Source organism: Faecalibacterium sp. i25-0019-C1, from assembly GCF_042854225.1.
Classification (GTDB): Bacteria; Bacillota; Clostridia; order Oscillospirales; family Ruminococcaceae; genus Faecalibacterium; species Faecalibacterium taiwanense.
On the sequence record NZ_AP031428.1, the window covers coordinates 1,935,826 to 1,961,045 of the forward strand.

Genomic DNA, 25,220 nt, shown 5'->3' on the forward strand with positions numbered 1-25,220 from the left:
TTATCCTTCTGTGTGGCTGCACAGATAATCCGTCCATGCGGCATACCCGGCGGGTCTCAGATGGTAGCCGTCCGGCTGGGCGTAGCTTTCGATCAGGTCGCCGTTTTCATCTGCCAGCACTTCCCACAGGTTGAGAAAATAGCAGTTCTTTTCCAGCGCAATGGCTGCCAGCTCATTGTTGATCTGGCACAGGCGGTCGCGGTTCAGGCCCTCATGGCCGGACTTCTGGCATACTTCCGGCCGCACCGGCGTGATGGACTGCACATAGATCTTTGCATTTGGCAGTGTCTGGCTCAGCATGTCCAGCATCAGCCGGTAATAGGTCAAAAAGCTGCTATAATCGGTATCGCGGCCCAGCACGTTGGTGCCCAGCAGAACATAAATAGCTCTGGGCTGCTGGGCGGTCAACGCTTCCAGCGGCACCTCAGCCACGCCGTCGGTGCGCTTGCAGGTGGTGCCGTTGACGATCACGTTCGGCCCAACACCCTTGTACGCACAGAACATGGCGTTCTGCATTCCCTCCTCGTACAGCTGCATACCCTGCGTCAGGCTGTCGCCCACAAAGCTCACGTCATTGAACCATTCCTTGCCCACAGCCGTGCTGCTCTTTGGCAGCGCCGCCATACGGAAATCCAGCGCAGTGGCCGCGCTGTCTGCAAGCGTCTGCACCGTGAGCTGCCGCGCCACCGCGTAGGAGGCCGTGTTCCAAGTATTATCCTGTGTTACCTCCTGCAGGATGGTGTTCTGCCCAACGCCGGAGGGCCGCTGTTCCCGGTGCAGGCTCTTCCACAACATCCCGATGGCTCCCACCAGCAAAAGCAGCAGCAGCAAAGCTGTCGCCATGAACCGCCTGCGCCAGCGTTTGCGCAACACGCGCCGCCGGTATTCCTGATAGTCTGCCATGCTGTCTCCCTCACTTTTCTGCCCGGGCTATGCTGCGGGCTTTCTCGTTCTTAGTATACCATATCTGTGCATTCCGGCAAGACCCGTTTTCTGCCAGAGTGCCTAAAATTGCAGATTCTTTTGCACGCAGGCATGCCATTGTGTGCAAAAAGCCCGCCTTCTATCGGGTCAAAAGCTTGCATCCTGTACCATAGATGTGTTATACTGAACTGAACTACTATTGATAGGGAGGCTTTCACGATGGCATTTACTCCAAAACTGACTTATAAAGGCAAGCCCCTCGTCCGCAAGGACAATGAGCTGTACTACGGCAATATGACCGACCCATATGTGCTCTATCTGCAGATCACGACCACCAAGCCTGTGGGCGACCAGCAGGTTGCAGACAAGGTCCACCTGATGCTGCTCTCTACCGACACCACCAAGGCTCCGCAGGAGCGCGTGATGCGTCAGACCACCAAGATCGGCCTGTACAACGCTTTGGACATCGGCAGCATCTGGCTGCAGAAGGCAAACGCACAGTAAACAAAAAAGACCGCTGCACCGGAGTGCAGCGGTCTTTTTTGCTTATTCTTCGGTCACCTCAAAGTCGAGGGGCTTGCCGCAGTTCGGGCACTTGGGTGCGCCGTCCAGCAGTTCGTCTTCCTCAAACACGGCGGTGGTGCCGCAGTCCGGGCAGGTCACTTCGTACTGCACGGGGCCATCCTCGGCATCCTCTTCGCCGTCCCCTTCCAGAGCGACCTCAAAGGTCACGCCGCAGTGCGCGCAGTTGGCTTCGCCTGCATCCAGATCATCCTCGCTGACGTAAACGGTCTCGCCGCAGTTGGGGCAGGCCACTTCATAGAACGGCTCGCTGGCGATGTCATCATCCTTGGCATCGTCGTCGCCATCGGTGTCCTCGTCCTCAGCGTCCTCGCTTTCGCCGTCTTCGTCCTCCTCCTCGTACAGATCTGCTTCCAGATCTTCCAGCTCATCGCTCAGGTCGTTGATCTGGTCGTAGGCGCGGGAAAGATCTTCGTCCACGCTCTCGATGACCTCAGCCATTTCACCCAGCAGTGCGCTCATGGCTTTGATGATCTTGCCCTCTTTGGTGGTATCATCAATGCCCAGACCATCGACCAGGCCCTGCAGATAAGCTGCCTTTTTGTTCAGTTCCATACGAATGCCCTCCTTAAAATGAAAAAATCGGAGTTTTAAAAAACCGGGCAGACGGTTGCCCGCAGCCCGGTTTGGCGTTAAAGGGATCAGACGCGCTCCATATACTCGCCGGTGCGGGTATCGATGCGGATGTGGTCGCCCTCGTTGATGAACAGAGGCACACGAATCTCAGCACCGGTCTCGACGGTAGCGGGCTTCAGGGTGTTGGTGGCAGTGTTGCCCTTGACACCCGGCTCGGTCTGGGTAACTTCCAGCTCGATGAAGTTGGGGATCTCGACGCTGAACACCTTGCCCTTGTAGCTCAGCAGCTTGCACAGCTCGTTCTCCTTGCAGAACTTGAAGTTATCGGGCACATCGGCTGCGTTGACGGGGATGTCATCGTAGGTCTCGTTGTCCATGAAGTGGTACAGATCGCCATCCTCGTAGCTATAGGTCACGTCCTTGCGCTCGATGAAAGCCTGCGGGAACTTTGCGGTCGGGTTGTAGCTGGTCTCAACCACAGAGCCGGTAATCACGTTCTTGGTCTTGGTACGGACAAAGGCAGCGCCCTTGCCGGGCTTCACGTGCTGGAACTCAACGACCTGAAGAACCTGGCCGTCCTGCTCAAAGGTCACGCCATTGCGAAACTCGCCTGCAGAAATCATAGGAATTCCTCCATTAGTTTAATCTCAAATGCTTAACGCATATCTCTATTTATTTTACCCAATCCGTTTGCATTTGGCAAGGGGTTTCGGCAAAAAAGACGATAAAAACACAAAATTTTTTACGTTTTGCACGCTGCATGGTACATCTGCTGCATAGTCCCGGCATCCTCAGCCTGCGTGCCTGTGCTCTCACAGATGATAACCGGCTGCAGCTTCCGCTCAGCCAGCAGTTCCATCAGCGGCTGCGGCTCCGGGCCGAACTGGGTCTCGGCAAAGGTCCAGTGGCGCTTTTCGCCGCCCGCCGAATACTCGATGCGGGAAAAATGCACATGGAACCGTTCTGCCCGTTGGTCCCCCAGCTTTTCCGCCATGCGGTCAAGGATGGCAGCGTAGTCCTCTTTCGAGCGGATGCCGCCCAGAGTGCGGGCATTCAGGTGGCCGAAGTCGATGCAGGGCGTAATGCGCTTATCCACGCTGCACAGCGCCAGCACCTCGTCCAGTGTGCCCAGCTGGCCGATCTTGCCCATGGTTTCCGGGCAGAGAGTCATATCGGCAAAGCCTGCTTCGTCCAGCGCTTCCACGGCACGGCGCATGGTATCCAGCGCTTTTTCAAGGGCCGCTTCCCGGCTCTGCTTGCCGCAGCTGCCGGAGTGGAAGATGATGCGTCTGCCGCCCAGCGCTTTGCACACCGCCGCACTTTGCAGCAGATACTGGATGCTGTTGAGCCGCTTTTCCTCTTCCAGACTGGACATGCTGATATAATACGGCGCATGCACGCTGAACAGGATATCCTTTGGCCCGGCCAGTGCGGCCATTTTTGCAGCCTTGTCCAGCCCCAGACGCACGCCGCGCCCGCACTGGTACTCGAAGGCGTTCAGTCCCATCTTTGCGGTGTACTCCGGCACATCCAAGCTGCTTTTGTAGCCTTGGGCGGCAAAGCTGTCGCTGGTGCCTGCGGTGCCGAACCGGATCTTCCAATCGCTCACAGAGTCTTGCCTCCCCGGTCATAGTATTTCTGCCAGTGTTTTTTCTCCCACTTACGCTTGAGGATGACCTGCGCACCGAGATCCGGGCCGCGGGGCACCACCATCAGGCCCGGAATGCCGTACAGCGCTGCCGCCATGCGGTCGGCATAGAGCTGGTCGCCCACCATCGCCATCTGACGGCGCTTCACGCCCATGCGGTGCTGCGCCGCCATCAGAGCAAAGGGCAGCGGCTTTGCGGAGCGGTACAGGTACGCAAGGCCCAGCTTCTGGGCAAAGGGCCGCACCCGCTTTTCCGCACCGTTGGACACGATGGTGAGCCTGACACCCGCCCTGCGCATAGTGTCCAGCCACACGGCCACATCTTCCGGCAGCTCCTGACTGCGGTCGGCGGTGAGGGTGTTATCGATATCCAGCACCAGCGCAGTGATGCCTTTTTCCGCCAGCCATTCCGGCGTGATGTGGGTGACATCCTTGAAAACGTATTCGGGGGTGATGAGCATAGTATTTCTCCCTGCAATGAAAATAGGGGAGCCTGCAATACAGGCTCCCCTACATCGGCGTTAGCAACGCGTATGAAATCTAAAGCAACAGCGACTTCAAGTGATCAATTACTTGAACTTGCGCTTGCGGGCTGCTTCGGACTTCTTCTTGCGCTTGACAGACGGCTTCTCGTAAGCCTCGCGCTTACGGACCTCTGCGAGCACACCGCTGCGAGCGGTGCTGCGCTTGAAGCGACGCAGTGCGCTTTCCAGCGACTCGCCCTCTTTAACACGAATTTCCGACATCTTATTCCCTCCCTTGGACCGTGAGGCAGGAATTTCGTTGTTACATGGTAACTAACAGTAGACAGTATAGCGCATTTTCTCCGGTTCGTCAACCTTTTTTTGAAAGTTTTTTGCGCAAAATCTTTGAAAAGATTTTGAATAAACGTTCCCGGGTGTTTTATGCGCCAGTCCGCCTCTGCGGGTAGTTGTATATCCAGCCTTTCGGCAGGGTATCGGTTGGTTTAGCCCTTGACAGCCAGATTGACCAGACGGCCCTTGACGTAGATCTCCTTGACCAGCTGCTTGCCTTCCAGAGCGGCAGCAACAGCGGGGTCAGCCTTGGCGGCAGCAATGGCGGCAGCAGCGTCAATGTCGGCAGCCACCTTCAGGCGGGCCTTCACCTTGCCGTTCACCTGCACAGCGATCTCCACTGTGCTTTCCACGCACTTGGCCTCTTCGTACTTGGGCCAGGGGTAGTAAGCCAGCTGCTCGTCGTGGCTGTGGCCCAGCTTCTCCCACAGCTCTTCGGTCATGTGGGGAGCAAACGGGTTCAGCAGCTGAACCACGGTCTCCAGCTCGGCCTTGGTCGCGCCGCCGTTGTCGTACAGGGCGTTCACCAGCGTCATGAGCTGGGCAATGGCGGTGTTCATCTTCAGGGTCTCGATGTCAGCGCCCACCTTCTTGATGGTCTGGTGCATCAGGGTCTCGACCTGCGGGCGATAGCCCTCGCCCTCCACCAGCTTGTCGCTCAGCGTCCACACGCGGTCCAGGAAGCGGTTGCAGCCTGCAATGGCAGAGGTCTGCCACGGTGCAGCCTGTTCAAAGTCGCCCATGAACATCTCGTACAGACGCATGGTGTCAGCACCGTACTGGTCCACCACCTCGTCCGGGTTGATGACGTTGCTCAGAGACTTGGACATCTTCACGATGGGGTGGCGTGCCATTTCGCCGTACTTTTCTTCCAGAGCCTTTTCAGCGGCCTTCTGGCTGCCGTACTCCTTCAGCAGCTTTTCCTGCTCCTCAGCGGGCAGGTTGACAAAGCTGTGGGGGTTCAGGCCCAGGATCATGCCGTGAGCGGTGCGCTTCTGGTAGGGTTCCGGAGAAGGCACAGCGCCGATATCATACAGGAACTTATGCCAGAAGCGGCTGTACAGCAGATGCAGGGTGGTGTGCTCCATGCCGCCGTTGTACCAGTCCACCGGAGACCAGTATTCCAGAGCTTCCTTGGAAGCAATGGCATCCTTGCAGTGGGGGTCCATGTAGCGCAGGAAGTACCAGGAAGAACCGGCCCACTGGGGCATGGTGTCAGTCTCGCGGGTAGCGGGGCCGCCGCAGCAGGGGCAGGTAGTCTTGACCCAGTCCTTGTGGCGGGCCAGCGGAGATTCTCCGTCCGGACCCGGCTCAAAATCGGTGATGTCCGGCAGGGTCAGAGGCAGGCTGCTCTCGGGCAGGGGCTGCCAGCCGCACTTTTCACACTTGACCATGGGGATGGGCTCGCCCCAGTAGCGCTGACGGCTGAACACCCAGTCGCGCAGCTTGTAGTTGACCTTATCGCAGCCCTTGCCGTTTGCCTCCAGCCAGTCGATCATCTTTTTCTTTGCATCGGTGACGGACAGGCCGTTCAGGAAGCCGGAGTTGACCAGCGTGCCGGTGGCCACATCGGTGAAGGCGGCTTCGTCCAGATTGGAGGGGGTATTGCCCTTGACCACCTCGATGATAGGCAGGCCGAACTTCTTGGCAAACTCCCAGTCGCGGGTATCGTGGGCGGGCACAGCCATGATGGCACCGGTGCCGTAGGTGGACAGAACGTAGTCGGAGATGAAAATGGGGATCTCGGTATCGTTGACCGGGTTGATGCCCATGACGCCTTCCAGCTTGACACCGGTCTTTTCCTTGTTCAGCTCGCTGCGCTCAAAGTCGCTTTTGCGGGCTGCCTCGGCCTGATAGGCCTTGACGGCATCGGCATTCTTGAGGATACCCTTGTCCAGCCACTCCTTGACCATGGCGTGCTCCGGAGAAACGACCATGTAGGTGGCACCAAACAGGGTGTCGCAGCGGGTGGTGTACACGGTCAGGGTATCGCCTGCGGTGGTGCCGAAGTTGACCTCTGCGCCGTGGCTGCGGCCGATCCAGTTCTTCTGCTGGGTGGCAACGCGCTCAATGTAATCCAGACCGTCCAGACCATCGATCAGCTTATCGGCATAAGCGGTGATCTTGAGCATCCACTGGCTCTTGACGCGGTGAACGACCTCGCTGCCGCAGCGCTCGCACACGCCGTTGACAACTTCCTCGTTGGCCAGCACGCACTTGCAGCCGGTGCACCAGTTGACGTTCATTTCCTTCTTGTAAGCCAGACCATGCTTATACAGCTGCAGGAAGATCCACTGGGTCCACTTGTAGTACTCGGGGTCGGTGGTATTGATCTCACGATCCCAGTCAAAGGAGAAGCCCAAAGCCTTCAGCTGACTGCGGAAGTGGTCCACATTGTTCTTGGTGACAATGGCCGGGTGGATGTGGTTCTTCATGGCAAAGTTCTCAGTGGGCAGGCCAAAAGCGTCCCAGCCCATGGGATACAGCACATTGTAGCCGTTCTGACGGCGCTTGCGGCTGACCACGTCCAGCGCGGTGTAGCTGCGGGGATGGCCTACATGCAGGCCGGCACCCGACGGATACGGGAACTCGACCAGTGCATAGAACTTGGGTTTTTTGTGGTCGATCTCGACATGGAAGGTCTTTTCGTCCTCCCACACCTTCTGCCACTTGGCTTCAACTGCCTTGTAATCGTACTTCATGTTGTTAATCAGCTCCAGACTTTATCCAAAATACCGTTGCTTGGGGGCGTATGCTTTCAAGCCATCTGCCTTTGCCAGAAAACCCTCTCCGTCATCGCTGCGCGATGCCACCTCTCCCGAAGGGGAGAGGTTTTGTGCAGACCGCAGCCTTCCCTCTTTTGCGCAAGCTCCCCCTTTCGGGGGAGCTGTCAGGGCGGACGCCCTGACTGAGAGGGTTCTTTTTTTCAGGTAGACAGCTGTTTGCCTGATTCATTCAAGGGTGCTGTCAGGGGTGAGGTACTCAGAGATATCAATGGGCTCACCATCTGCCCACAGGTGCTCCAGATCGTAATAGGTGCGGGTGTTGGGCACGAATACGTGCACGATGACGTTGGAATAATCCAGCAGCACCCAGTTCTTGGAATCGTAGCCCTCGGTGCTGTAGGGCTCCAGACCCTTCTGGGAAAGCTCAAATTCCACCTCGTCGGCCAGAGACGCCACCTGCGTGGTGGAAGTGCCGGAGGCAATGACAAAGTAATCGGTGAGCACGGTCAGGCTTTCCACCTTGAGCACGCGCACATCGTGGGCCTTTTTCTTATCCAGGATCTTTGCGATCTCAATGGCAAGCGCCTTGCTGTCGTTGAAGTTCTCCATATGTTTTTCCTTTCTGTCAGTTTCAGTTTGCGGAGCCTGCGGCCTGACCGTCGGTGGTAACAGCGCCATCAAGGTCTGTATCGCCGTTCAGGATGGCATCGTCCGACTCCTTATCGATGCGGCCCATATACTGCACGTTGGCATCGGTGGATGCACTGCCGTGGGGCCACTCGTCGGTGACAAGGTTCATTTCGCTCACATCAATGGGGCCGGTGTAGGTGCAGAAATACTGGTTGAGCAGGTTTGCAATGGAACCCGCATCCGGCACCACGCAGGAGTAACCGGCAAAGGTGTCGGTCTTGCCCACGTTGGGCACGCCCATGAACACCGGTGTCTGCGCCAGAATGATGTTGGAGCTGTCGAGCTTGAGGAAGGACACCACCAGCTTTGCAATGGTGGAAATGTCCATATCCGTCTTGATATAGTTCTTGAATACCAGCGGCAGCTGGTTCAGGATATCGGTAACGCCCATGGCGCGGGCACGCTTGAACAGGCCGGCATAGAAATAGCGCTGCATGTTCAGGCGGTCGATATCGGAATTGGCGTAGCCGTCGCCGTGGCGGCAGCGCACAAAGAACTCTGCCGATGCGCCGTTCAGATTGCGGTAGCCCTTGAGCAGCTTGCTGCCGCCGTAGGACATATCGTGGGGGATATACACCTCGATGCCGCCAAAGTTATCCACCATATCCACCAGTGCCTGCATATCCACCGTCACATAGTAATCGATGGGCAGTCGGAACTGATCGTAGATGACATCGGCCAGAGCGGCGATGCTGCCGCCGTTGGAGATTGCCACCGAGTTGATCTGATAATTCGTGGCGGCGTAGGTCTTGCCATTGGAAAGGGTGATCTTTTTGTTCTTGGTGGTGACAAGGCTGTTGCGGGGGATCTGCAGCATCCGCAGTGCACCGTTCTTGATGTCGAACTGCACGTACAGGATCATGTCGGTCATGCCGTCGTTGGAAGTGGGGTCGTTGGAATAATTGCGGCCCTCTTCATAGTCGATGCCGCAGACCAGAATGTTCACCACATCGCCCTTGTATTCCTCGGCTGTCTTCACCTCTTCCTCAATGGTAGGGGTGCTGTCGTCCGGGCGGATGCTGTCCTCCACCTTGTTTACAAGGCTGACTCCGTACACCACCACACCGGAGATCACCGCGATGATGGCCATGACCACTGCAAAAGGCAGCCAGAGGGGCATTTTCTTTTTCTTTTTGCGGCGGCGCGGCGGCTTCTGCCCTGCTCCCTGTGCCGGGCGGCGCGGCGGCTCATTGTGTGCACCGCCTGCGCTCTGCTTTGCATCCGTGCTGGACGCAGCGTGGCGCGGTGCGGCTGCTGCCGGATCCGGCCGGTTCAGAGAACGCGAAGTATTGATATGGCGTGGCGTCTGGCTCATGCTTTTTTGTATCCTCCAGATTTTCGCGGTCCTGCAAAAAAATGTTCCTGCAGACCTGTCATGCTCTTAAGTATAGCATTATCCGACGAAATCTGCAATCCGTTTTCTGTTTCCGCTTGTTTCAGAGCAGCTGTGCTCTCACCGTTCATTCTTCCCGCTGCGGGCAAGGATATCCTCATAGGCAGCCTTGGACATCGGGTCAAGGGGCTTGCCCTGCGAGAGCACAAAATCGTTGGTCTGCTTCAGCGCGGCCAGCATAGCGGCATCCAGATTCTTTTTTTCCAGCTTGCGCAGCTTTTCCACGCCGGGCCAGTCCCGCTCCGCGCTGGTCATATCGGCCAGATACAAAATTTTGTCAAGCCGGGTCATGCCGGGTTTGCCCGCCGTGTGGCAGGCAATAGCGCTAAGCACCGCTTCGTCGGTCACGCCCCACTGGGTGCGAGCCAGAATGGCGGCGCACACGCCGTGCCACACCGGGGCCGGGCGCTCTTCGCCGCCCTCGGCATACTGGGGGTAAGCGCGCAGGATCTCGCGCATCTCATCCTTGCTGATCTCCTTGGCCGAGTCGTGCAGCAGGGCTGCCAGCGCGGCGCGCTCCTCATCCTCACCGTAGATCTTTGCCAGCTTGACGGCCATTTTTTTCACATTCAAGGTATGCTCATAGCGCTTATCGCTCAAGCGGCCGCGCACAAGCTCCTTTGCCTGTTTGAGGTTCATTGGCTGATACTTCCTTTTTGTAGAGTTTCTCCCGGCGGATGACCGCCCGCACGGTCTGCGGCAGCTCTGCTTCACACCCTTCGCCTGCAGTCAGACGGGTGCGGATGTCGCTGCTGGCCATGGGCAGCGCCTGTACCGGTGCAAACAGGATGCGTGCCCCGGTGGGGTCCAGCCGGAGAGCCTTTGCGTGCAGCTCGGGGTCGTCGCCCACACGGCGGCTGGTGACCACCAGATGGGCAAGGCGCAGGATATCCTGCCAGCGGTGCCAGCCGTCAAAGCTCAGCAGCATATCGCTGCCAATGGCAAGGTACAGCTGTGCCCCGGGGTAGTCCCGGGCCAGTTTTTCCACCGTGAGCACCGTATAGTTGCGGTTTCCGGCAGCGGCCTGCTCGATCTCCCAGCCGCTGACTTCCAGCTGCGGGATCGTGTCCGCATCCTCTTCCAGTGCATGGAAGCAGCTGCACATTTCCAGCCGCAGTGCGCCCGGCGCAGAGGTCTTCTGCTTGAAGGGCGAAAGCCCGGCAGGCATCACCACCACCTTATCCGGCTGCACGCGGGCAGCGGCAGCGCGCAGATTGTTCAGGTGGCCGTTATGGGGCGGGTCAAATGTACCGCCGTAGAGAAGAACTTTCATTTTTACTTCAGCAGATCAGCGTAGGCGCTGTCCTTTTTTTTCTGCAGATACAGCACGAACTTGGAGCCGATCACCTGTACGCAGTCGGCACCGGTGGCCTCAGCCAGCTTGACCGAAGCTTCACGGGCATTATACATGCTGTTTTCCAGCACCTTGAGCTTGATGAGCTCACGGGCATCCAGGCAGTCCTTCACGCCCTGGATCATGGTCTCGTCGATCTCGCCCTTACCCACGATGAAAACGGGGTCCATGGTGTTTGCCTTGCCGCGCAGAATGGCGCGCTGTTTGCTTGTCAGCATAGTTTTCTCCTTTATTTTGAGGTTGATCTTTCGATAAAGAAACGATTTAGAATTGTCTCCGCTTGTGGTGAGAAACTCCTTCAGTCAAAGCCTTACGGCTTTGCCAGCTCCCTCAAAGAGGGAGCCTTTGGCAGAAACGAAACGCTTGCCGGACTGCCAAAGGCCCCATCTCCGAGGACGACTTCCCCCGGCCGGGGGAAGATGTCACCGTAGGTGACAAAAAGGGGAATCTGTCTGCGAAGCAGACTGGGGGAGTTCATTCTGCCAGAAATCCCGGCAGCTGCTGTTCCAGCACCGCCAGCGCATTGCCGCGGTGGCTGATGGCATCCTTTTCATCCGGGGTCAGCTGGGCGTAGCTGCGGCCCTCGGTGTTGGGGCGCTTATCGTGCTTTCCCACGCCGCAGTCGGTGGGGATGAACAGCGGATCGTAGCCAAAGCCGTAGTCCCCGCACAGCCGCTCAAAGGCGATGCTGCCCGGGCACTCGCCCATGCAGATCAGATGCCGCCCATCCGGCAGGATGAAGCACACCGCGGACACAAACTTTGCACCCCGCTGCCCGGCAGGCACAGCCTGCATGGCGTCCAGAAGCTTGTCGTTGTTGGCTTCGTCGTCGCCGTGGCGGCCGCAGTAGCGGGCACTGTAGACGCCGGGCGCACCGCCCAGCGCATCCACGCACAGGCCGGAGTCATCAGCGATGGTGGGCAGACCGCATGCCTTGCAGATGGTTTCAGCCTTGATGAGGGCGTTCTCGGCAAAGGTGGTGCCGGTCTCCTCCGGCTCGATGGTGATGCCCAGCTGCTTCTGGCTGACCACCTCGTGGCCCTGCGCTTCCAGAATGCGGCGCAGTTCGCGGAGCTTTCCGGCGTTGCCGGTGGCTGCACAAATTTTCATGCTGCGACCCTCCTTAGTGCTTCCACTGGCGCGGGAGCAGCTCTTCCACAAAGCCCTCCGGGGTAAAGGGCAGCAGGTCGTCGATGCCCTCGCCCACGCCGATGAAGCGCACCGGCAGGCCCAGACGCTGCTTGACCGCCACCACGCAGCCGCCCTTGGCGGTGCCGTCCAGCTTGGTCAGGATGATGCCTGTAGCATCTGCAGCCTTGCAGAATTCCTTGGCCTGACTGATGGCGTTCTGACCGGTGATGGCATCCAGCACCAGCAGCGTTTCAAGGCTGGCTTCCGGGCTGGCCTTCTTGACGCTGCGGCTGATCTTGGAAAGCTCTGCCATCAGGTTTGCCTTGTTGTGCAGACGGCCTGCGGTGTCGGCAATGACCATGTCATAACCGCGTGCGGTGGCAGACTTTACGGTGTCGAAAATGACAGCCGCCGGGTCTGCGCCCTCGCCTGCGCTCACAATGGGCACACCGGCGCGGTCGGCCCAGATCTCCAGCTGTTCGCTGGCTGCGGCACGGAAAGTATCGCCTGCGGCCAGCATCACCTTTTTGCCCTCGCGGGTGTAGTGATCGGCCAGCTTGGCAATGCTGGTGGTCTTGCCCACGCCGTTCACGCCAATGACCAGAATGACGGCCGGCTTGCCGGAAAGATCCATCTCGGCATCCGGTGTCATTTCCTCGGCAATGATGTCGCGCAGGGCATCCGCCGCCTCTTCGCCGGTCTTCAGGCCCTTTTCGTGCACACGGTCGCGCAGCTTGTCCACCAGACGCACGGCCACCTCGCCGCCCACATCTGCAAGGATGAGCTGCTCTTCCAGATCATCGTACATATCATCGTCGATGACGCTGCCGGTGAGGGTGTTGAGGATATTGCCCCAGAAACCGGTGCGGGTCTTTTCCAGACCCGTTTTCATTTTTTCCTGTTCTTTTTCTTTGTTTTTCTTGCCAAATCCGAAGAACCCCATGGTGTCCTCCTATCTTTTTCTTTAATATATATCAGGAAACCAGCGTTGCGTCAACCTGTTCCAGATCAAGCTTGAGCAGCTTGGACACGCCGTCCTCCTGCATGGTAACGCCGTAAAGCACATTCGCGGCTTCCATTGTGCCGCGGCGGTGGGTGATGACGATGAACTGGGTCTTGTCGCTCACCCGGCGTAAGTACTGGGCAAACCGCACCACATTGGCATCGTCCAGAGCGGCTTCGATCTCGTCCAGAATACAGAACGGGGCCGGGTTGACCGCCAGAATGGCAAAGTAGATGCTGATGGCTACCAGCGCCTGCTCGCCGCCGGAAAGCGCTTCCAGATTCTTGATCACCTTGCCCGGCGGTGCCACCCGGATGCCGATGCCGCAGGACAGCACATCGCTTTCATCCTCCAGCACAAGGCTGGCTTCGCCGCCGCCGAACAGCTCGGTAAATACGCGGCCAAAGTTTTCGTTGATGGCGCGGAAGCTGTCGGAGAAGATCTCCCGCATCTGTGTCGAAAGCCTGGAGATCATGCGGGTCAGCTCATTGCGGCTTTCCTCCACATCGGTCACCTGATGCATCAGGGCATCGTAGCGGGCCTTGACCTCCTTGTATTCCTCGATGGCGCTCACATTCACGCTGCCAAGGGCGCGAATTTTGCCGCGCAGGTCGGCCACCTGTGCGCGCAGGGCCGTCAGGCTTTCAAACTCCACGCAAAGGTTCTCTGCCTGACTGACTGAGATCTGGTATTCATCCCACAGCTTTGCCACGGTCTGGTCGTACTCGGTCTCGGCAGCGGCCTTGCGCTCTGCAAGGCGAGCCATCTCGCGCCCCATTTCCTCGCGGCTGTCGGAGGATGTGCGCGCCCGGCTCAGTGCCGCTGTTTCAGCCTGCTGGCGTTCCAGCCGCTGTTCCGTGGCTTCCCGGATTGCCTTTTCTTTTTGGGCGATCTCGGTCTGGCTGTCGGACTTTGCCTGCCGGATGGCTGCAATTTCTGCCCGGCAGCTCTCGCTGCGCTGTGCCAGTGCCGCAAGGCTTTCTTCCAGCGTGGCGCGGCGGGCAGCGGCATCCTGTGCCCGCTGTTGCAGCGCTGCGATCTGGCTGTAGGCCAGTTCTGCATCCTTCTGGCGGGTCACCTGTTCCAGCCGCTTTGCGCTGAGCTTTTGGCTCAGTTCGGTCTGCTGCGCCACAAAGCTGTCGTCTCCCTCGGCGATGCGGTTCATTTCAGCCGTCAGCAGATCGACCTTTGCTGTGAGCTCTGCCTGCAGAGCAGCAGCGCCCTCGGCCCTGCTCTGGCTCTCGGAAAGGGACGCTTTCAGGGCATCGATCTCCTGCTGCCGGGCGGCAAGGGTGCTCTCCTGCTGCTGTACGGCAGCTTCCAGCCGCTTCTGCTCTGCCTCGGCACGCACTTTGTCGTTGGCGGCGGTGATCTGTTCACTGGCCGTGGCGGTCAGCTCTGCCTGAAGGGCATCTACCTGCTCTTTGCAGCGGTCGGTCTTTTCCTGTGCAGCAAGGCAGTCTTTTTGTAACCTGGCCGCTTTCACCCGCAGCTCTTCCATCTCCTGCTTGCGGGTGAACAGGCCTGCGCTGCGCTGGACGCTGCCGCCGGTAAAGCTGCCGCCTGCATTGATCACCTGACCATCCATGGTCACGACCTTGCTGCGAAAGCCGTTGTCCCGCGCCACGCGAGAAGCTTCGTTGATGTCGTCCACCACGATGATGCGGCCCAGCAGATTTGACACGATGTTGTCGTACCGGCGGTCGGCCTGTACAAGGCTGGATGCCAGACGCGCCGTGCCGGAGAGTCGGCCACGGAACACGCCGGGCTGGACGGTATCCAGCGGCAGGAAGGTGGCGCGGCCTGCATTGTCATTGCGCAGCAGGGCAATGGCCGCTTTGGCAGCGGCTTCGTTCTCTACCACGATGTTCTGCAGCGCACCGCCCAGAGCCGTTTCCACAGCCACTTCACAGCCCGGCTCCACCTTTAAGATGGCGGACACCGGCCCGACGATGCCCCGCAGGCGGCGTGCACCGGCAGCACGCATGACGGCCTTGACCGAGTTTTGGTAGCCGTCCATGTTCTTTTCCAGTTCCCGCAGCACGGAAAGGCGCTGGCGGGCCGCATCCAGTTCACGGCCAAGGCGCTGCTCTGCTGCGTCGGCATCGTCCAGCGCAGCCTTGCGGCCTTTCAGCTTGAGTTCCACGCCGGAACGGACATTTGCCAGCTGCTTCTCGTTTTCTTCCAGCATCCGGCGATACTTGATGGTGTCGTCCAGATCCTGCTTTGCTTCGTCCCGCTGGGCGGTGCTTTCCTGCACGCTCTGCTCAAGGGCAGGCAGGCGCTGGCGGGCTGTTTCCCCGGCAGCTTCGGCAGCGGCCTGCGCCACCTGCGCTTCGGTGCGCCGGGCTGTCAGGCCGGCAAGTTCTGCTTTCAGGGTATCCTTGCGGGCACCGCTGGCACTGCTGGCATCGGTCAGACGTGCGATCTCCGCGTTCAGTGCCTCGATCTCTGCCGTCAGCTTTTCGCCCTCCGCTTCCATGGTCTTTGCCACGGCCCGGTGACGCTGCAAGGCGGCCTGTGCCTCGGTGCTGTCCTGTTCCCCGGCGCTGATCTCTTCCTTCAGGGATGCGGCGCTCTCCTCGTTGCGGAGGATGTCGTTTTCCAGCACAGCGATGCGGCTCTCCGACCCGCTGATCTGCTCGGTGATGCTGCGGATATCCCCATTCAGGCGCTCAACAGCAACCGTCAGCTGCTGTGCCTGCATCCGGATCTCCTCAGCCTCCTGCTCGGCGGCTTTCGTCTCCCGGTCAAAGCGCTCGTAGTCGGCCTGTGCTGTCTCGTAGTCCCGCACCTGCTGGCGCACGGCTTCGCGCGCACGGTGCACACCGTCGGTCCACAGGGTCACTTCCAGCGTTTTGCGCTGTGCGGCCAGCTCGAGGAACTTTTCTGCCTTGGCGCTCTCTTTTTCCAGCGGGCCTACCCGGCTTTCCAGCTCGCCAAGGATGTCCCGCAGGCGTTCAAGATTTTCGCCCGCCGCAGCAAGGCGGCGTTCCGCCTCGGTCTTGCGGTAGCGGTACTTGGCAATGCCGCAGGCTTCCTCAAAGATCTCGCGGCGCTCACTGCTTTTTGCGGCCACGATCTCCGCAATGCGGCCCTGCCCGATCACCGAGTAGCCGTCGCGGCCAATGCCGGTATCCAGCAAAAGTTCGTACACATCCTTCAACCGGCACACCTGCCCGTTGATGGTATACTCGCTGTCGCCGGAGCGGTAATATTTGCGGCCAATGGTCACTTCGTCCGCATCCACATCAAAGGTGTGGTCTGCGTTATCCAGCGTCAGCCGCACCTGCGCAAAGCCCATGGCTCCGCGCCGCCGGGTGCCGCCGAAGATCACGTCCTCCATCTTGCCTGCCGCGCGCAGCTGGCGGGAGCTGGTCTCGCCCAGCACCCAGCGCACTGCGTCCGAAAGGTTCGACTTGCCGGAGCCGTTGGGACCCACCACGCCGGTAACGCCTGCGTCGAACCGAATTTTGACTTTATCGGGAAAGCTCTTGAAGCCCTGGATCTCCAGTTCCTTGAATACCATTTACTTTTCCTTTATCACGCCCAGCAGCTTGAGCGCTTCTTTGGCGGCGCACTGCTCAGCGGCCTTTTTGCTGCGGCCTTCGCCACGGGCCACGCGGTCAGAGTTGAACCGCACCGCCACCACGAAATGCTTGTCGTGATCCGGGCCGGACTCGCTTTCTACTACATAGCTCAACCGCTCTTCCGGGTTCTGCTGCACGATCTCCTGCAGGCGGGTCTTGTAGTCGGCCTCGGCGTGCTTGCCCTCGGTGATAAAGGGCAGGATGAAGCTGCGGGCCACATCCATGCCGCCATCCAGATACAAAGCCGCGATCAGCGCTTCAAACGCATCGGACACAACGCTGGGGCGGCTGCGTCCGCCGCAGCGCTCCTCGCCGCGGCCAAGGCGCAGATACTCGCCCAGATCGATCTCCTGCGCGAACTGGAACAGCGCACCCTCGCTGACAAGGCTGGCGCGGATGCGGGTCAGATCGCCCTCCGGCCGGTCGGCATAGGCGTGGAACAGATAATCTGCCGAGACGATCTGCAGCACGCTGTCGCCCAGAAACTCCAGCCGCTCGTTGTGCTTGACTGGGGTGCGGCTCTCGTTGGCATAGCTGGTATGGGTGAGCGCGATCTCCAGCAGCTCCGGGTTTTTGAACTTATAACCAATAATTGTTTCCAACTGATGGCTCATGGTCGTTTTTACTCCCTTTTATTCCTCAGTTTTCTGTGCCGCAGCCAGCTCGTCCAGCGCAGACTGCATGGTGCCGCACAGATCGTTCTCCACGCAGATCTTTGCCTGACGGATGGCGTTCTTGATTCCCTTGGCCTTGGAAGAGCCGTGGGCCTTGATGACCGGCTGCTTGGCCCCCAGGAAAGGTGCGCCGCCGTACTCCTCGCTGTCCATCTGGTGCTTCAGGTCTGCCACACTGCCCTTGAGAAGCAGGTAAGCCAGCTTGCCGCCGAGGTTTGCGAGGAACATTTGTTTCAGCATGCCCAGCAGCATTTTTGCCACGCCCTCGGTCAGCTTGAGGATCACATTGCCGGTGAAGCCATCGCACACCACCACGTCCACTTCGCCACCCGGCACATCGCGGGGCTCGATGTTGCCCACAAAGCGGATGCCGGGGGTGGTTTTCAGCAGCTGGTGTGCTTCCTTGAGCATGGGGGTGCCCTTGCTCTCCTCCGCACCGTTGTTGGCCAGCGCCACGCTGGGGCTGCAGCGGCCTTCCACCCTGTTCACATAGCAGCTGCCCATCACGGCAAAGGCTGCCAGCATCTCGGGGCGGCACTCCACATTGGCACCGCAGTCCAGCAGCAGATAAGCCTGCTTTTTGGCGGGCACCATGGTGGCCAGAGCCGGACGCTTGATGCCCTTGAGGGTGCGCACGATCAGGCTTGCGCCCACATGCAGCGCACCGGTGCTGCCGGCGGAAACAAAGGCATCGCCCTTGCCGTCTTTCAGCATGTTCAAGCCCACCACGATGGAGGAGTCCTTCTTCTGGCGGATGGCGCGGGCAGGCTCATCGCACATGTCGATGACCTCGGTGCAGTTCACCAGCTCAATGCCATCCAGCGGGATGCTGTTTTCCTGTGCGGTCCTGCGCACCAGCGCTTCGTCGCCCACACCTACGACGGTGATGCCGTACTCTTTCACGGCCTGTGCGGCACCCTCCAGCACAGCCAGAGGGGCGTTGTCGCCGCCCATCATGTCCACGATAATCTTCATAGTTTTTCTCCCTTCTTAAAGAGAAGTTTCATCCAGCCAGTGCTGGAAGCTGGCAATGGCACGCTCGGCCTGTGCCATGTAACGCAGGCGCTTGTCCCGCGGGCGGCTCTCCTCCGGCAGCGGAGGAAGGATGCCCATATTCGCGCCCATGGGCTGGAAGTGCTTGTTCTCGGTGGTCAGGTACTGCACCAGCGCACCGCACATGGTATCCACAGGCGGGGCGGGCAGCTCCTTTCCTTCCAGACGGGCATACAGGCTGCGGGCCGCCAGCAGGCCGCAGGCAGCGCTTTCCATATAGCCCTCAAAGCCGGTGATCTGGCCCGCAAAAAACACATTGGGGTGCTCTTTCAGGCACAGCTGGGCGCTGAGCACCCGGGGCGCATCGAGGAAGGTGTTGCGGTGCATGACGCCATACCGCACGAACTCGGCATTTTCCAGCCCGGGGATCATGCTGAACACCCGCTTCTGTTCGCCCCACTTGAGGTTGGTCTGGAAGCCCACGATGTTATACAGGGTGCGTTCCTTATTTTCGGCCCGCAGCTGGACATTGGCCCATGGACGGTGTCCGGTGTTGGGATTCACAAGGCCCACCGGGCGCAGGGGACCGAACCGCATGGTGTCGGCACCCCGGGCAGCCATGATCTCGATGGGCATACAGCCCTCATACACAGTGACGGTATCGGCCTTTTTGCCGTGGGCATCCGGGTCGGGCTGAGCAGACTGCTCGGCCCCGGTGTCAAAGTCGTGCAGCGGTGCGCGCTCTGCCGAAGCGAGAGCCGCGTGGAATTTCTCGTACTCTTCCTTGTTGAAAGGGCAGTTCAGGTAGTCGGCCTCGCCCCGGTCATAGCGGGAGGCGGCAAACACCTTGTTGTAGTCCAGACTTTCAGCGGTGACGATGGGGGCCACAGCATCGTAGAAGTGCAACCGCTCGTCACCGGTCAAGGTCCCGATCTCATCGGCCAGTGCGCCGTCGGTCAGGGGACCGGTGGCCACCAGAACGGGGGCAGTCTCGTCAATGTGCTCCACCTGCTCCCGGTGGACGGTGATATTCTCACAGCTTTCCACCATGCGGGTCACTTCGGCGCTGAATGCATCGCGGTCCACCGCCAGCGCACCGCCAGCGGCCACGCGGGCCGTCTCGGCGGCGTTCAGCAGCTGGCTGCCCATCCGGCGCATCTCTTCCTTCAGCAGGCCGGAAGCAGAGTCCAGCCGTTCAGCTTTCAGGCTATTGGAGCAGATCAGCTCTGCAAAGCCTGCGCTTTTGTGTGCGGGCGAAAAATGCACGGGCTTCTGTTCGTACAGGTCTACCTGCACGCCCTTGCCAGCCAGCCAGAGGGCGGCTTCACAGCCCGCAAGACCAGCGCCCAGCACGGTTACTTGATAGTTCATAGTTTTATCCTTTTAGTCCTTTTTCGGCACCGGCATCTCGTAGCCGCAGCCTTCCTTTGCGCAATACAGCTTGGAGCCTTTGCGGAACATGGTGCTGCCGCACTTGGGGCACTTGGTGGGCACCGGCATGTCCCATGTCATAAAGTCGCAGTCCGGGTAGCGCTCGCAGCCATAATAGATGCGGCCCTTGGAGCTCTTGCGCTCCAGCATACGGCCCTTGCCGCACTTGGGGCAGATGCCGCCGGTATCCTTGACCAGCCGCTTTGTGCCCCGGCACTCCGGGAAGCCGCTGCAGGCCAGGAACTTGCCGTACTTGCCCACCTTGATGACCATGGGCCGGCCGCACAGGTCGCATACCTCACTGGAAGGCTCATCCGGCACCTTGACCTTCTTGCCTTCCATGTTCTTTTCGGCCTGCTCGAGGCTTGCCGCAAAGCCCTGGTAGAAGTCATCCACCGTCTTGTGCCAGTCGGCCTTGCCGCTCTCGATCTTATCCAGATTCTTTTCCATCTGGGCGGAGAAGTCCACATCCACGATGTGGGGGAACTGCTCCAGCATCAGGCCATCCACCGCCCGGCCCAGCAGGGTGGGCTTGAGCTTTTTCTGGTCGCGCTCCACATAGCCGCGGTCGATGATGGTGGTGATAATGGGTGCGTAGGTGGAAGGACGACCGATGCCGTTTTCTTCCAGTGCCTTGATGAGGGTCGCTTCGGTGTAGCGGGCGGGCGGCTGGGTGAACTTCTGCTCGCTCTTCAGGTCGCGCAGCTTCAGCACCTGACCCTGCTCCAGCGGAGGCAGGGCGGTCTCCTTCTTTTCCTTTTCGTCGGTGGCTTCCTCGTACAGGACGGTGAAGCCGTCAAAGGTAACGGTATAGCCGCTGGCCTTGAAACGGTAGTCCGCCGCGCTGACCGTGACGGACACGGTGTCCTGCTGGCAGTCTGCCATCTGGCTGGCCATGAAGCGGCTCCAGATCATGCGGTAGAGCTTTGCTGTGTCGCCGCTGATGCTCTTGTCCACCTCGTCCGGTGTCAGGGACGGCACCGAGGGACGGATGGCCTCGTGGGCATCCTGTGCGGCAGTGGCGCTCTTGGTCTTCCATGTGCGCTTGTAGGGGCAGATATAGGCTTCACCGTAGGCCCCTGCGATATATTCCTTTGCGGCGGCAACGGCTTCATCCGAGATGCGCAGGCTGTCGGTACGCATGTAGGTGATCAGACCCATGGTGCCGTGGCCCGCAATGTCCACGCCTTCGTACAGGGTCTGGGCAGCGCGCATGGTGCGGGTGGCCGTAAAGCCCAAGCGGCGGGATGCCTCCTGCTGCAGGGTACTGGTGATAAAAGCCGGAGTGGGCTGCTTTGCCCGCTTGCCCTTTTTCAGCTCTGCCACCACGTACTCGGCCCCTTCCAGACCCTTTTCAATGGCGCGGGCCTCGGCTTCGCTTTTGGGCAGCAGCTTTTTGCCGCTGGCATCGGTGGCCAGCCGGGCGGTAAAACTCTTGTGGCCTGCGCCGAGGGTGGCATCCACGTTCCAGTATTCGTCGGGCTTGAAGCTCTCGATCTCCTTTTCGCGGTCATCGATCAGGCGCACGGCCACGCTCTGCACGCGGCCTGCGGAAAGGCCCCGGCGCACCTTGCGCCAGAGGAACGGGCTGAGCTTGTAGCCCACCAGACGGTCCAGCACACGGCGGGCCTGCTGTGCGTTGAACAGATCTTCGTCGATGGCGCGGGGATGGGCCATGCCCTCCTTCACGCCCTTTTTGGTGATCTCGTCAAAGGTCACGCGGTTCGGCTCGTGGGGGTCCAGCCCCAGAATGTTTGCCAGATGCCAGCTGATGGCTTCGCCCTCACGGTCCGGGTCGGTTGCCAGCAGCACGCCGTCTGCGTGTTTGGCCTTGCTCTTCAATTCCTTGATGAGCTTTTCCTTGCCTTTGATGCTGATGTACTGTGGGGCATAGCCGTGCTCCACATCGATGCCCAGCTGGGAAGCGGGCAGGTCACGGATATGGCCCATGCTTGCGGTGACCTCGTAATCATCGCCCAGATACTTGCCAATGGTTTTCGCCTTAGCAGGCGACTCCACGATAACCAGTTTCGCCATTCGAGTTTACTCCCATTTCAAATTTTCTTTCTTCTCTATCAGGAACGCACCGTGCAACTGCACAGTACGGGATTCTCTATTTTTATATCATACCACAGCTGTTGTGTGCTGCGCCAGCAGAAATTATACTATTTTATCACATACCGCTTGCCCGGCATGCACAGCACCCGGCCGGAAAGCTCCAGCTTCATCAGGGTGCCCAGCAGCACCGCTGTGGGCAGGCCGCTGCGCACGCAAAGCTCCTCAATGCCAAGGGGCTGCGGCCCAATGCAGGAAAGCACCTTCCGCTCGTTCTCGCTCAGAGGCTCCGGTTGCTTTGCCGTCACCGCCGCTGCGCTCTGCCGGCGCAGGCCCAGCGGGCCAAGCAGGTCAGCAGCAGAACACACTGCACGCGCTCTGCCGTCCCGCAAAAGGCCGTTTGTACCTGCGGAATTGGGCGAGTAGATGCTGCCCGGCACCGCGAACACCGGCTTGCCATAGCGTTCGGCGTGAGACACAGTGGACATGGTGCCGCTTTTTTCCTGCGCTTCCACCACCAGCAATGCAGAGCTGAGCGCCGCAATGAGCCGGTTGCGCTGCAAAAATCCATTTGGGCCAACGCCCTCACTGCGGGGCGGGTACTCACTGATCACGCAGCCCTTCTGCTCGATCTTGTGCCGCAGCACCACATTGGCCGCAGGATAGGTGCGGTCGATGGGCACGCCCATCACAGCAATGGTAGGGCAGTTGTTTTTGACAGCAGCGCGGTGCCCGGCGCTGTCCAGCCCGTCCGCAAGGCCGCTGACGATCAAAGCGCCGCTTTGGGCCAGTTCCCCGCCAATGTCCGCCGCTGCGTTCAGGCCGTATTCGGTAGGCTTGCGGCTGCCCACGATGCCCACCGAGCCCGGCTCGTTGAGCCAGAGCGGATCGCCGGTGCAGTAGAGCACCAGCGGCATATCCGGGATGCGGGAAAACGCCAGCGGATAGTCCGGGTCGTCAAACGGCAGGATGCGCACACCCAGATCATCGCACCGCATCACCAGCGGGTGGTACTGTTCCGGGGCCAGCTGCTGCGCCCGCAGAGCTGCTGCCTCTCCCGCTGCAAGACGAAATTCTGCCGTATCGCGGGCTTCCCATGCTTCCTGTGCACCGCCAAAGGCATCCAGCATACGGCCCGCGTGAACGCTGGCTGGGCCAAGCACATGGGCCAGCCACAGCCAGCACAGCAGCGGATCCGGGGCAGGCTCCGGCGGGAAAAGACTGGTCTGCCCTGCAAGGCCGCTCATAGGCTTTCCTCCCGGAAATGCCACAGCAGGATGCTGCCCGCAATGCCGGCGTTCAGGCTTTCCACCCGGTCGGTCATGGGGATGCGCACCGTGCTGCTGCAGGCAGCAATGGTCTCATCGGTCAGGCCCTGACCCTCGCTGCCGATGACGACGCAGACGCCGCCGGGGCAGCTTGCCTGCGCCGCGCTCAGCGGCTGGGACTTGTACAGCGCGGCAGCAAGGCAGGTGATACCCTTTGCGCGCAGCTGGGTGATGGCATCGGGCATGGCACCGGCTTCGATCACCGGGATGCGCACGGCGGCTCCCATGGAAGCGCGCAGGGTCTTGGGGGCATACACACTGGCACAGCCGTCGCTCAGGATCACACCGTCAAAGCCAAAGGCCGCAGCAGAGCGCAGCAGGGTGCCCACATTGCCGGGGTCCTGCACCCGTTCCAGCGCCAGATACCGCCCGCCCGCCTTCACTTCGTCCAGTGTGTGCACCGGGGTGCGGAACACGCCGAACACTCCCTGATGGGTGCCCACATCGGCCAGCTTATCGGCCACATGGTCTTCCACAAGGTAGTGTTCACCGGGCAGACCAGCAAGCTCCGGGCACTTTGCCATAGCGCTCTCCGTATAAAATAAGGTCTCCAGCTGCGCACCGCGGGCAAGTTCCGGGCAGAGCTTGCGGCCCTCGGCCAGAAAGCGGCCCTCGCTGCGGCGGAATGCCGCGCTGGAAGAAAGGCGGCAGGCGTATTTGATCTTTGCGTTTTCCCGGCTGGTGATTTTTTCGTCCATCGTGTGTATTCAACCTTTCGCTGTACTGTCGTTCAAAAAGTAGTCTGCCGTCTTGTTCAAAAAATGCAAAAAGGGCAGCGTCTGCCACAAAGTGTTCCTGCGGCAGGGCGCTGCCCTGAAAAACATGTTCCCCTGCCGTAAGAACCCCGGATACAAAACGGACGCCCGCGTATACGCGCGGGCGTCACGATTCAAGTTCCTAATCAGGCGTTCTTGACGGTCTCGACCAGAGCTGCAAAGCTCTTGGGATCGTTAATAGCCATCTCAGACAGCATCTTGCGGTTCAGCTCGATGCCAGCCTTCTTCAGACCAGCCATGAAGGTGGAGTAGTTCATGCCCAGAGGACGAACTGCGTTGTTGATGCGGCAGATCCACAGGTTGCGGAACTGACGCTTCTTCATGCGGCGGCCAGCCAGAGCGTAGTTGCCGCTCTTCATGACCTGCTGCTTGGCCATCTTAAAGTGCTTGCTCTTGCAGCCGTAGAAGCCCTTGGCCAGCTTCAGCATCTTCTTACGACGTTTGTGAGTCATGGTTGCGCCCTTGATACGTGCCATTTTTTATATCTCCTTTAGTTGTCTCAATAGAATGTGTTTGCCTGCGGCTCGCTCTTAGGCGTAGGGCAGCATGCTCTTGATGGTAGCTGCGTTGGTCTTATCAACGTAGCTGGGCTGACGGTAGCCACGGGTCAGCTTGGTGGTCTTCTTGGTCAGGATGTGGCTGCGGAATGCGTGGCCGCGCTTGATCTTGCCGTTCTTGGTCAGCTTAAAGCGCTTCTTAGCGCCGGAGTGCGTCTTCAGTTTCATCTTAGCCATTTTAGTTTCCTCCTAAAATTAGTCCTTATTGGGTTTCGGGATCAGCAGAATGGACATCGTGCGGCCCTCGAGCACCGGCGGCTTATCGGTGGATGCCTGAGGCAGAGCCTCGGCAAAACGTTTCAGCACGTCTGCGCCCAGAGCACTGTGCGCCATTTCACGGCCGCGGAAGCGGATCGAAACCTTAACCTTGTGGCCAGCTGCCAGGAACTTGGCAGTCTGGTTCAGCTTGGTATTGAAGTCGTTGGTGTCAATGTTGAGCGAAAGGCGGGTCTCTTTAACTTCGACCACCTTCTGGTTCTTCTTGGCTTCCTTCTCCTTCTTCTGCTGTTCAAAACGGTACTTGCCGTAATCCAGCACCTTGCACACAGGCGGAACAGCCTGCGGTGCGATCTTGACCAGATCCAGACCAGCATCTTCAGCAGCGCGCATGGCCACCTGAATGGACACAACGCCCTTCTGCTCGCCGTCTGCACCGATCAGACGGACCTCACGGTCACGGATCTGACCGTTGATCTCCAGTTCCTTCGACTTTCCAGCGGTAGCGATAATGAATGCACCTCCAAACAAAATCCATTTTGTTGCAATATTTGGCATAGAAAACGCGGCCGCCCATTTTCAGGACAGCCGCGCAAAAATTCACTCAAAGCCACAGTCCACTCATAATGAACTGCCTTCAGGTATAGCCCGGGGGATCTTTCCCTCGCAAGGCGAGCGCGGCACAGGCCGTAGCTGCTTTCTTTACCCGGCTATTTTACCACAGGCAGAAAACGCTGTCAAGCACTTTTTATGCGTTT

At 59.5% G+C, this 25,220-nt stretch carries 25 protein-coding genes; 1 reads left to right on the top strand and 24 read right to left on the bottom strand.

Annotated features, from left to right (window positions below; genetic code table 11):
- Positions 1 to 903 (bottom strand): GDSL-type esterase/lipase family protein, encoded by a 903-nt coding sequence (locus ACGHUK_RS09595; protein ID WP_390574198.1) that lies wholly within the window; start codon positions 901 to 903, stop codon positions 1 to 3.
- Positions 904 to 1,143: 240 nt separating this feature from the next.
- Here ACGHUK_RS09595 and ACGHUK_RS09600 point away from each other — a divergent pair, with 240 nt between their 5' ends.
- A complete protein-coding gene (locus tag ACGHUK_RS09600; RefSeq protein WP_097775268.1) occupies positions 1,144 to 1,428 on the top strand; it encodes a hypothetical protein in 285 nt (94 codons plus the stop codon).
- 42 nt (positions 1,429 to 1,470) lie between these two features.
- On the opposite strand, the gene ACGHUK_RS09605 is transcribed toward ACGHUK_RS09600, so the two are convergent.
- The 23 genes from ACGHUK_RS09605 to infC form a co-directional block, all read right to left on the bottom strand.
- Positions 1,471 to 2,061 carry a CD1247 N-terminal domain-containing protein gene (locus tag ACGHUK_RS09605; protein ID WP_118526304.1) on the bottom strand — a complete coding sequence of 197 codons (591 nt, stop codon included), beginning with the start codon at positions 2,059 to 2,061 and terminating at the stop codon, positions 1,471 to 1,473.
- A gap of 86 nt (positions 2,062 to 2,147) precedes the next feature.
- On the bottom strand, positions 2,148 to 2,705 hold the full coding sequence (efp, locus tag ACGHUK_RS09610; RefSeq protein ID WP_005928281.1) for an elongation factor P: 558 nt from the start codon (positions 2,703 to 2,705) through the stop codon (positions 2,148 to 2,150).
- Between the two features lie 119 nt (positions 2,706 to 2,824).
- Entirely contained in the window at positions 2,825 to 3,691 is an 867-nt protein-coding gene (locus ACGHUK_RS09615; protein ID WP_390574199.1) for a TIM barrel protein, read from the bottom strand.
- A complete protein-coding gene (locus ACGHUK_RS09620; protein WP_154255565.1) occupies positions 3,688 to 4,191 on the bottom strand; it encodes a YqeG family HAD IIIA-type phosphatase in 504 nt (167 codons plus the stop codon). The genes ACGHUK_RS09615 and ACGHUK_RS09620 overlap by 4 nt, the downstream gene beginning before the upstream one ends.
- Positions 4,192 to 4,299: 108 nt before the next feature.
- Positions 4,300 to 4,476, bottom strand: a complete 177-nt coding sequence (rpsU, locus tag ACGHUK_RS09625) for a 30S ribosomal protein S21 (RefSeq protein WP_005928271.1) — start codon at positions 4,474 to 4,476, stop codon at positions 4,300 to 4,302.
- A gap of 221 nt (positions 4,477 to 4,697) precedes the next feature.
- Positions 4,698 to 7,247 carry a leucine--tRNA ligase gene (gene leuS / locus ACGHUK_RS09630; protein WP_390574201.1) on the bottom strand — a complete coding sequence of 850 codons (2,550 nt, stop codon included), beginning with the start codon at positions 7,245 to 7,247 and terminating at the stop codon, positions 4,698 to 4,700.
- Between the two features lie 249 nt (positions 7,248 to 7,496).
- Positions 7,497 to 7,880: a ribosome silencing factor gene (gene rsfS / locus ACGHUK_RS09635; protein ID WP_154255567.1), complete on the bottom strand. Its 384-nt coding sequence runs from the start codon at positions 7,878 to 7,880 to the stop codon at positions 7,497 to 7,499.
- A 22-nt stretch (positions 7,881 to 7,902) separates the two neighbouring features.
- Positions 7,903 to 9,276, bottom strand: coding sequence for an LCP family protein (locus ACGHUK_RS09640; RefSeq protein WP_242961883.1), 1,374 nt, complete (start codon positions 9,274 to 9,276; stop codon positions 7,903 to 7,905).
- Between the two features lie 138 nt (positions 9,277 to 9,414).
- Positions 9,415 to 9,993 carry a bis(5'-nucleosyl)-tetraphosphatase (symmetrical) YqeK gene (gene yqeK, locus ACGHUK_RS09645; protein WP_005944360.1) on the bottom strand — a complete coding sequence of 193 codons (579 nt, stop codon included), beginning with the start codon at positions 9,991 to 9,993 and terminating at the stop codon, positions 9,415 to 9,417.
- Positions 9,944 to 10,627, bottom strand: coding sequence for a nicotinate (nicotinamide) nucleotide adenylyltransferase (gene nadD, locus ACGHUK_RS09650; RefSeq protein WP_390574202.1), 684 nt, complete (start codon positions 10,625 to 10,627; stop codon positions 9,944 to 9,946). Before nadD ends, yqeK begins: the two co-directional genes overlap by 50 nt.
- Positions 10,628 to 10,629: 2 nt before the next feature.
- Positions 10,630 to 10,926, bottom strand: a complete 297-nt coding sequence (locus ACGHUK_RS09655) for a YhbY family RNA-binding protein (protein WP_005944364.1) — start codon at positions 10,924 to 10,926, stop codon at positions 10,630 to 10,632.
- Between the two features lie 256 nt (positions 10,927 to 11,182).
- A complete protein-coding gene (gene rdgB / locus ACGHUK_RS09660) occupies positions 11,183 to 11,818 on the bottom strand; it encodes an RdgB/HAM1 family non-canonical purine NTP pyrophosphatase (RefSeq protein WP_390574204.1) in 636 nt (211 codons plus the stop codon).
- Between the two features lie 13 nt (positions 11,819 to 11,831).
- The gene (gene ftsY, locus ACGHUK_RS09665; RefSeq protein WP_005944371.1) at positions 11,832 to 12,782 is read right to left on the bottom strand and encodes a signal recognition particle-docking protein FtsY; all 951 of its coding nucleotides are present in this window, start codon (positions 12,780 to 12,782) and stop codon (positions 11,832 to 11,834) included.
- A 31-nt stretch (positions 12,783 to 12,813) separates the two neighbouring features.
- On the bottom strand, positions 12,814 to 16,371 hold the full coding sequence (smc, locus tag ACGHUK_RS09670) for a chromosome segregation protein SMC (protein ID WP_390574205.1): 3,558 nt from the start codon (positions 16,369 to 16,371) through the stop codon (positions 12,814 to 12,816).
- A complete protein-coding gene (gene rnc / locus ACGHUK_RS09675) occupies positions 16,372 to 17,046 on the bottom strand; it encodes a ribonuclease III (protein WP_390574206.1) in 675 nt (224 codons plus the stop codon).
- 18 nt (positions 17,047 to 17,064) lie between these two features.
- Positions 17,065 to 18,081: a phosphate acyltransferase PlsX gene (gene plsX, locus ACGHUK_RS09680; protein ID WP_390574208.1), complete on the bottom strand. Its 1,017-nt coding sequence runs from the start codon at positions 18,079 to 18,081 to the stop codon at positions 17,065 to 17,067.
- 15 nt (positions 18,082 to 18,096) lie between these two features.
- On the bottom strand, positions 18,097 to 19,470 hold the full coding sequence (trmFO, locus tag ACGHUK_RS09685) for a methylenetetrahydrofolate--tRNA-(uracil(54)-C(5))-methyltransferase (FADH(2)-oxidizing) TrmFO (protein ID WP_390574209.1): 1,374 nt from the start codon (positions 19,468 to 19,470) through the stop codon (positions 18,097 to 18,099).
- 12 nt (positions 19,471 to 19,482) lie between these two features.
- Positions 19,483 to 21,567 carry a type I DNA topoisomerase gene (gene topA, locus ACGHUK_RS09690; RefSeq protein ID WP_097781621.1) on the bottom strand — a complete coding sequence of 695 codons (2,085 nt, stop codon included), beginning with the start codon at positions 21,565 to 21,567 and terminating at the stop codon, positions 19,483 to 19,485.
- 128 nt (positions 21,568 to 21,695) lie between these two features.
- Positions 21,696 to 22,832: a DNA-processing protein DprA gene (dprA, locus tag ACGHUK_RS09695; RefSeq protein WP_390574211.1), complete on the bottom strand. Its 1,137-nt coding sequence runs from the start codon at positions 22,830 to 22,832 to the stop codon at positions 21,696 to 21,698.
- A complete protein-coding gene (locus ACGHUK_RS09700) occupies positions 22,829 to 23,611 on the bottom strand; it encodes an RNA methyltransferase (RefSeq protein WP_118526326.1) in 783 nt (260 codons plus the stop codon). Before ACGHUK_RS09700 ends, dprA begins: the two co-directional genes overlap by 4 nt.
- Positions 23,612 to 23,814: 203 nt before the next feature.
- Complete coding sequence (gene rplT / locus ACGHUK_RS09705) at positions 23,815 to 24,165, bottom strand: 50S ribosomal protein L20 (RefSeq protein WP_005928218.1); 351 nt, start codon at positions 24,163 to 24,165, stop codon at positions 23,815 to 23,817.
- A 54-nt stretch (positions 24,166 to 24,219) separates the two neighbouring features.
- Entirely contained in the window at positions 24,220 to 24,423 is a 204-nt protein-coding gene (gene rpmI / locus ACGHUK_RS09710; RefSeq protein ID WP_005928215.1) for a 50S ribosomal protein L35, read from the bottom strand.
- Positions 24,424 to 24,441: 18 nt separating this feature from the next.
- On the bottom strand, positions 24,442 to 25,020 hold the full coding sequence (gene infC / locus ACGHUK_RS09715) for a translation initiation factor IF-3 (protein ID WP_005944384.1): 579 nt from the start codon (positions 25,018 to 25,020) through the stop codon (positions 24,442 to 24,444).
- Between the last annotated feature and the right edge of the window lie 200 nt (positions 25,021 to 25,220).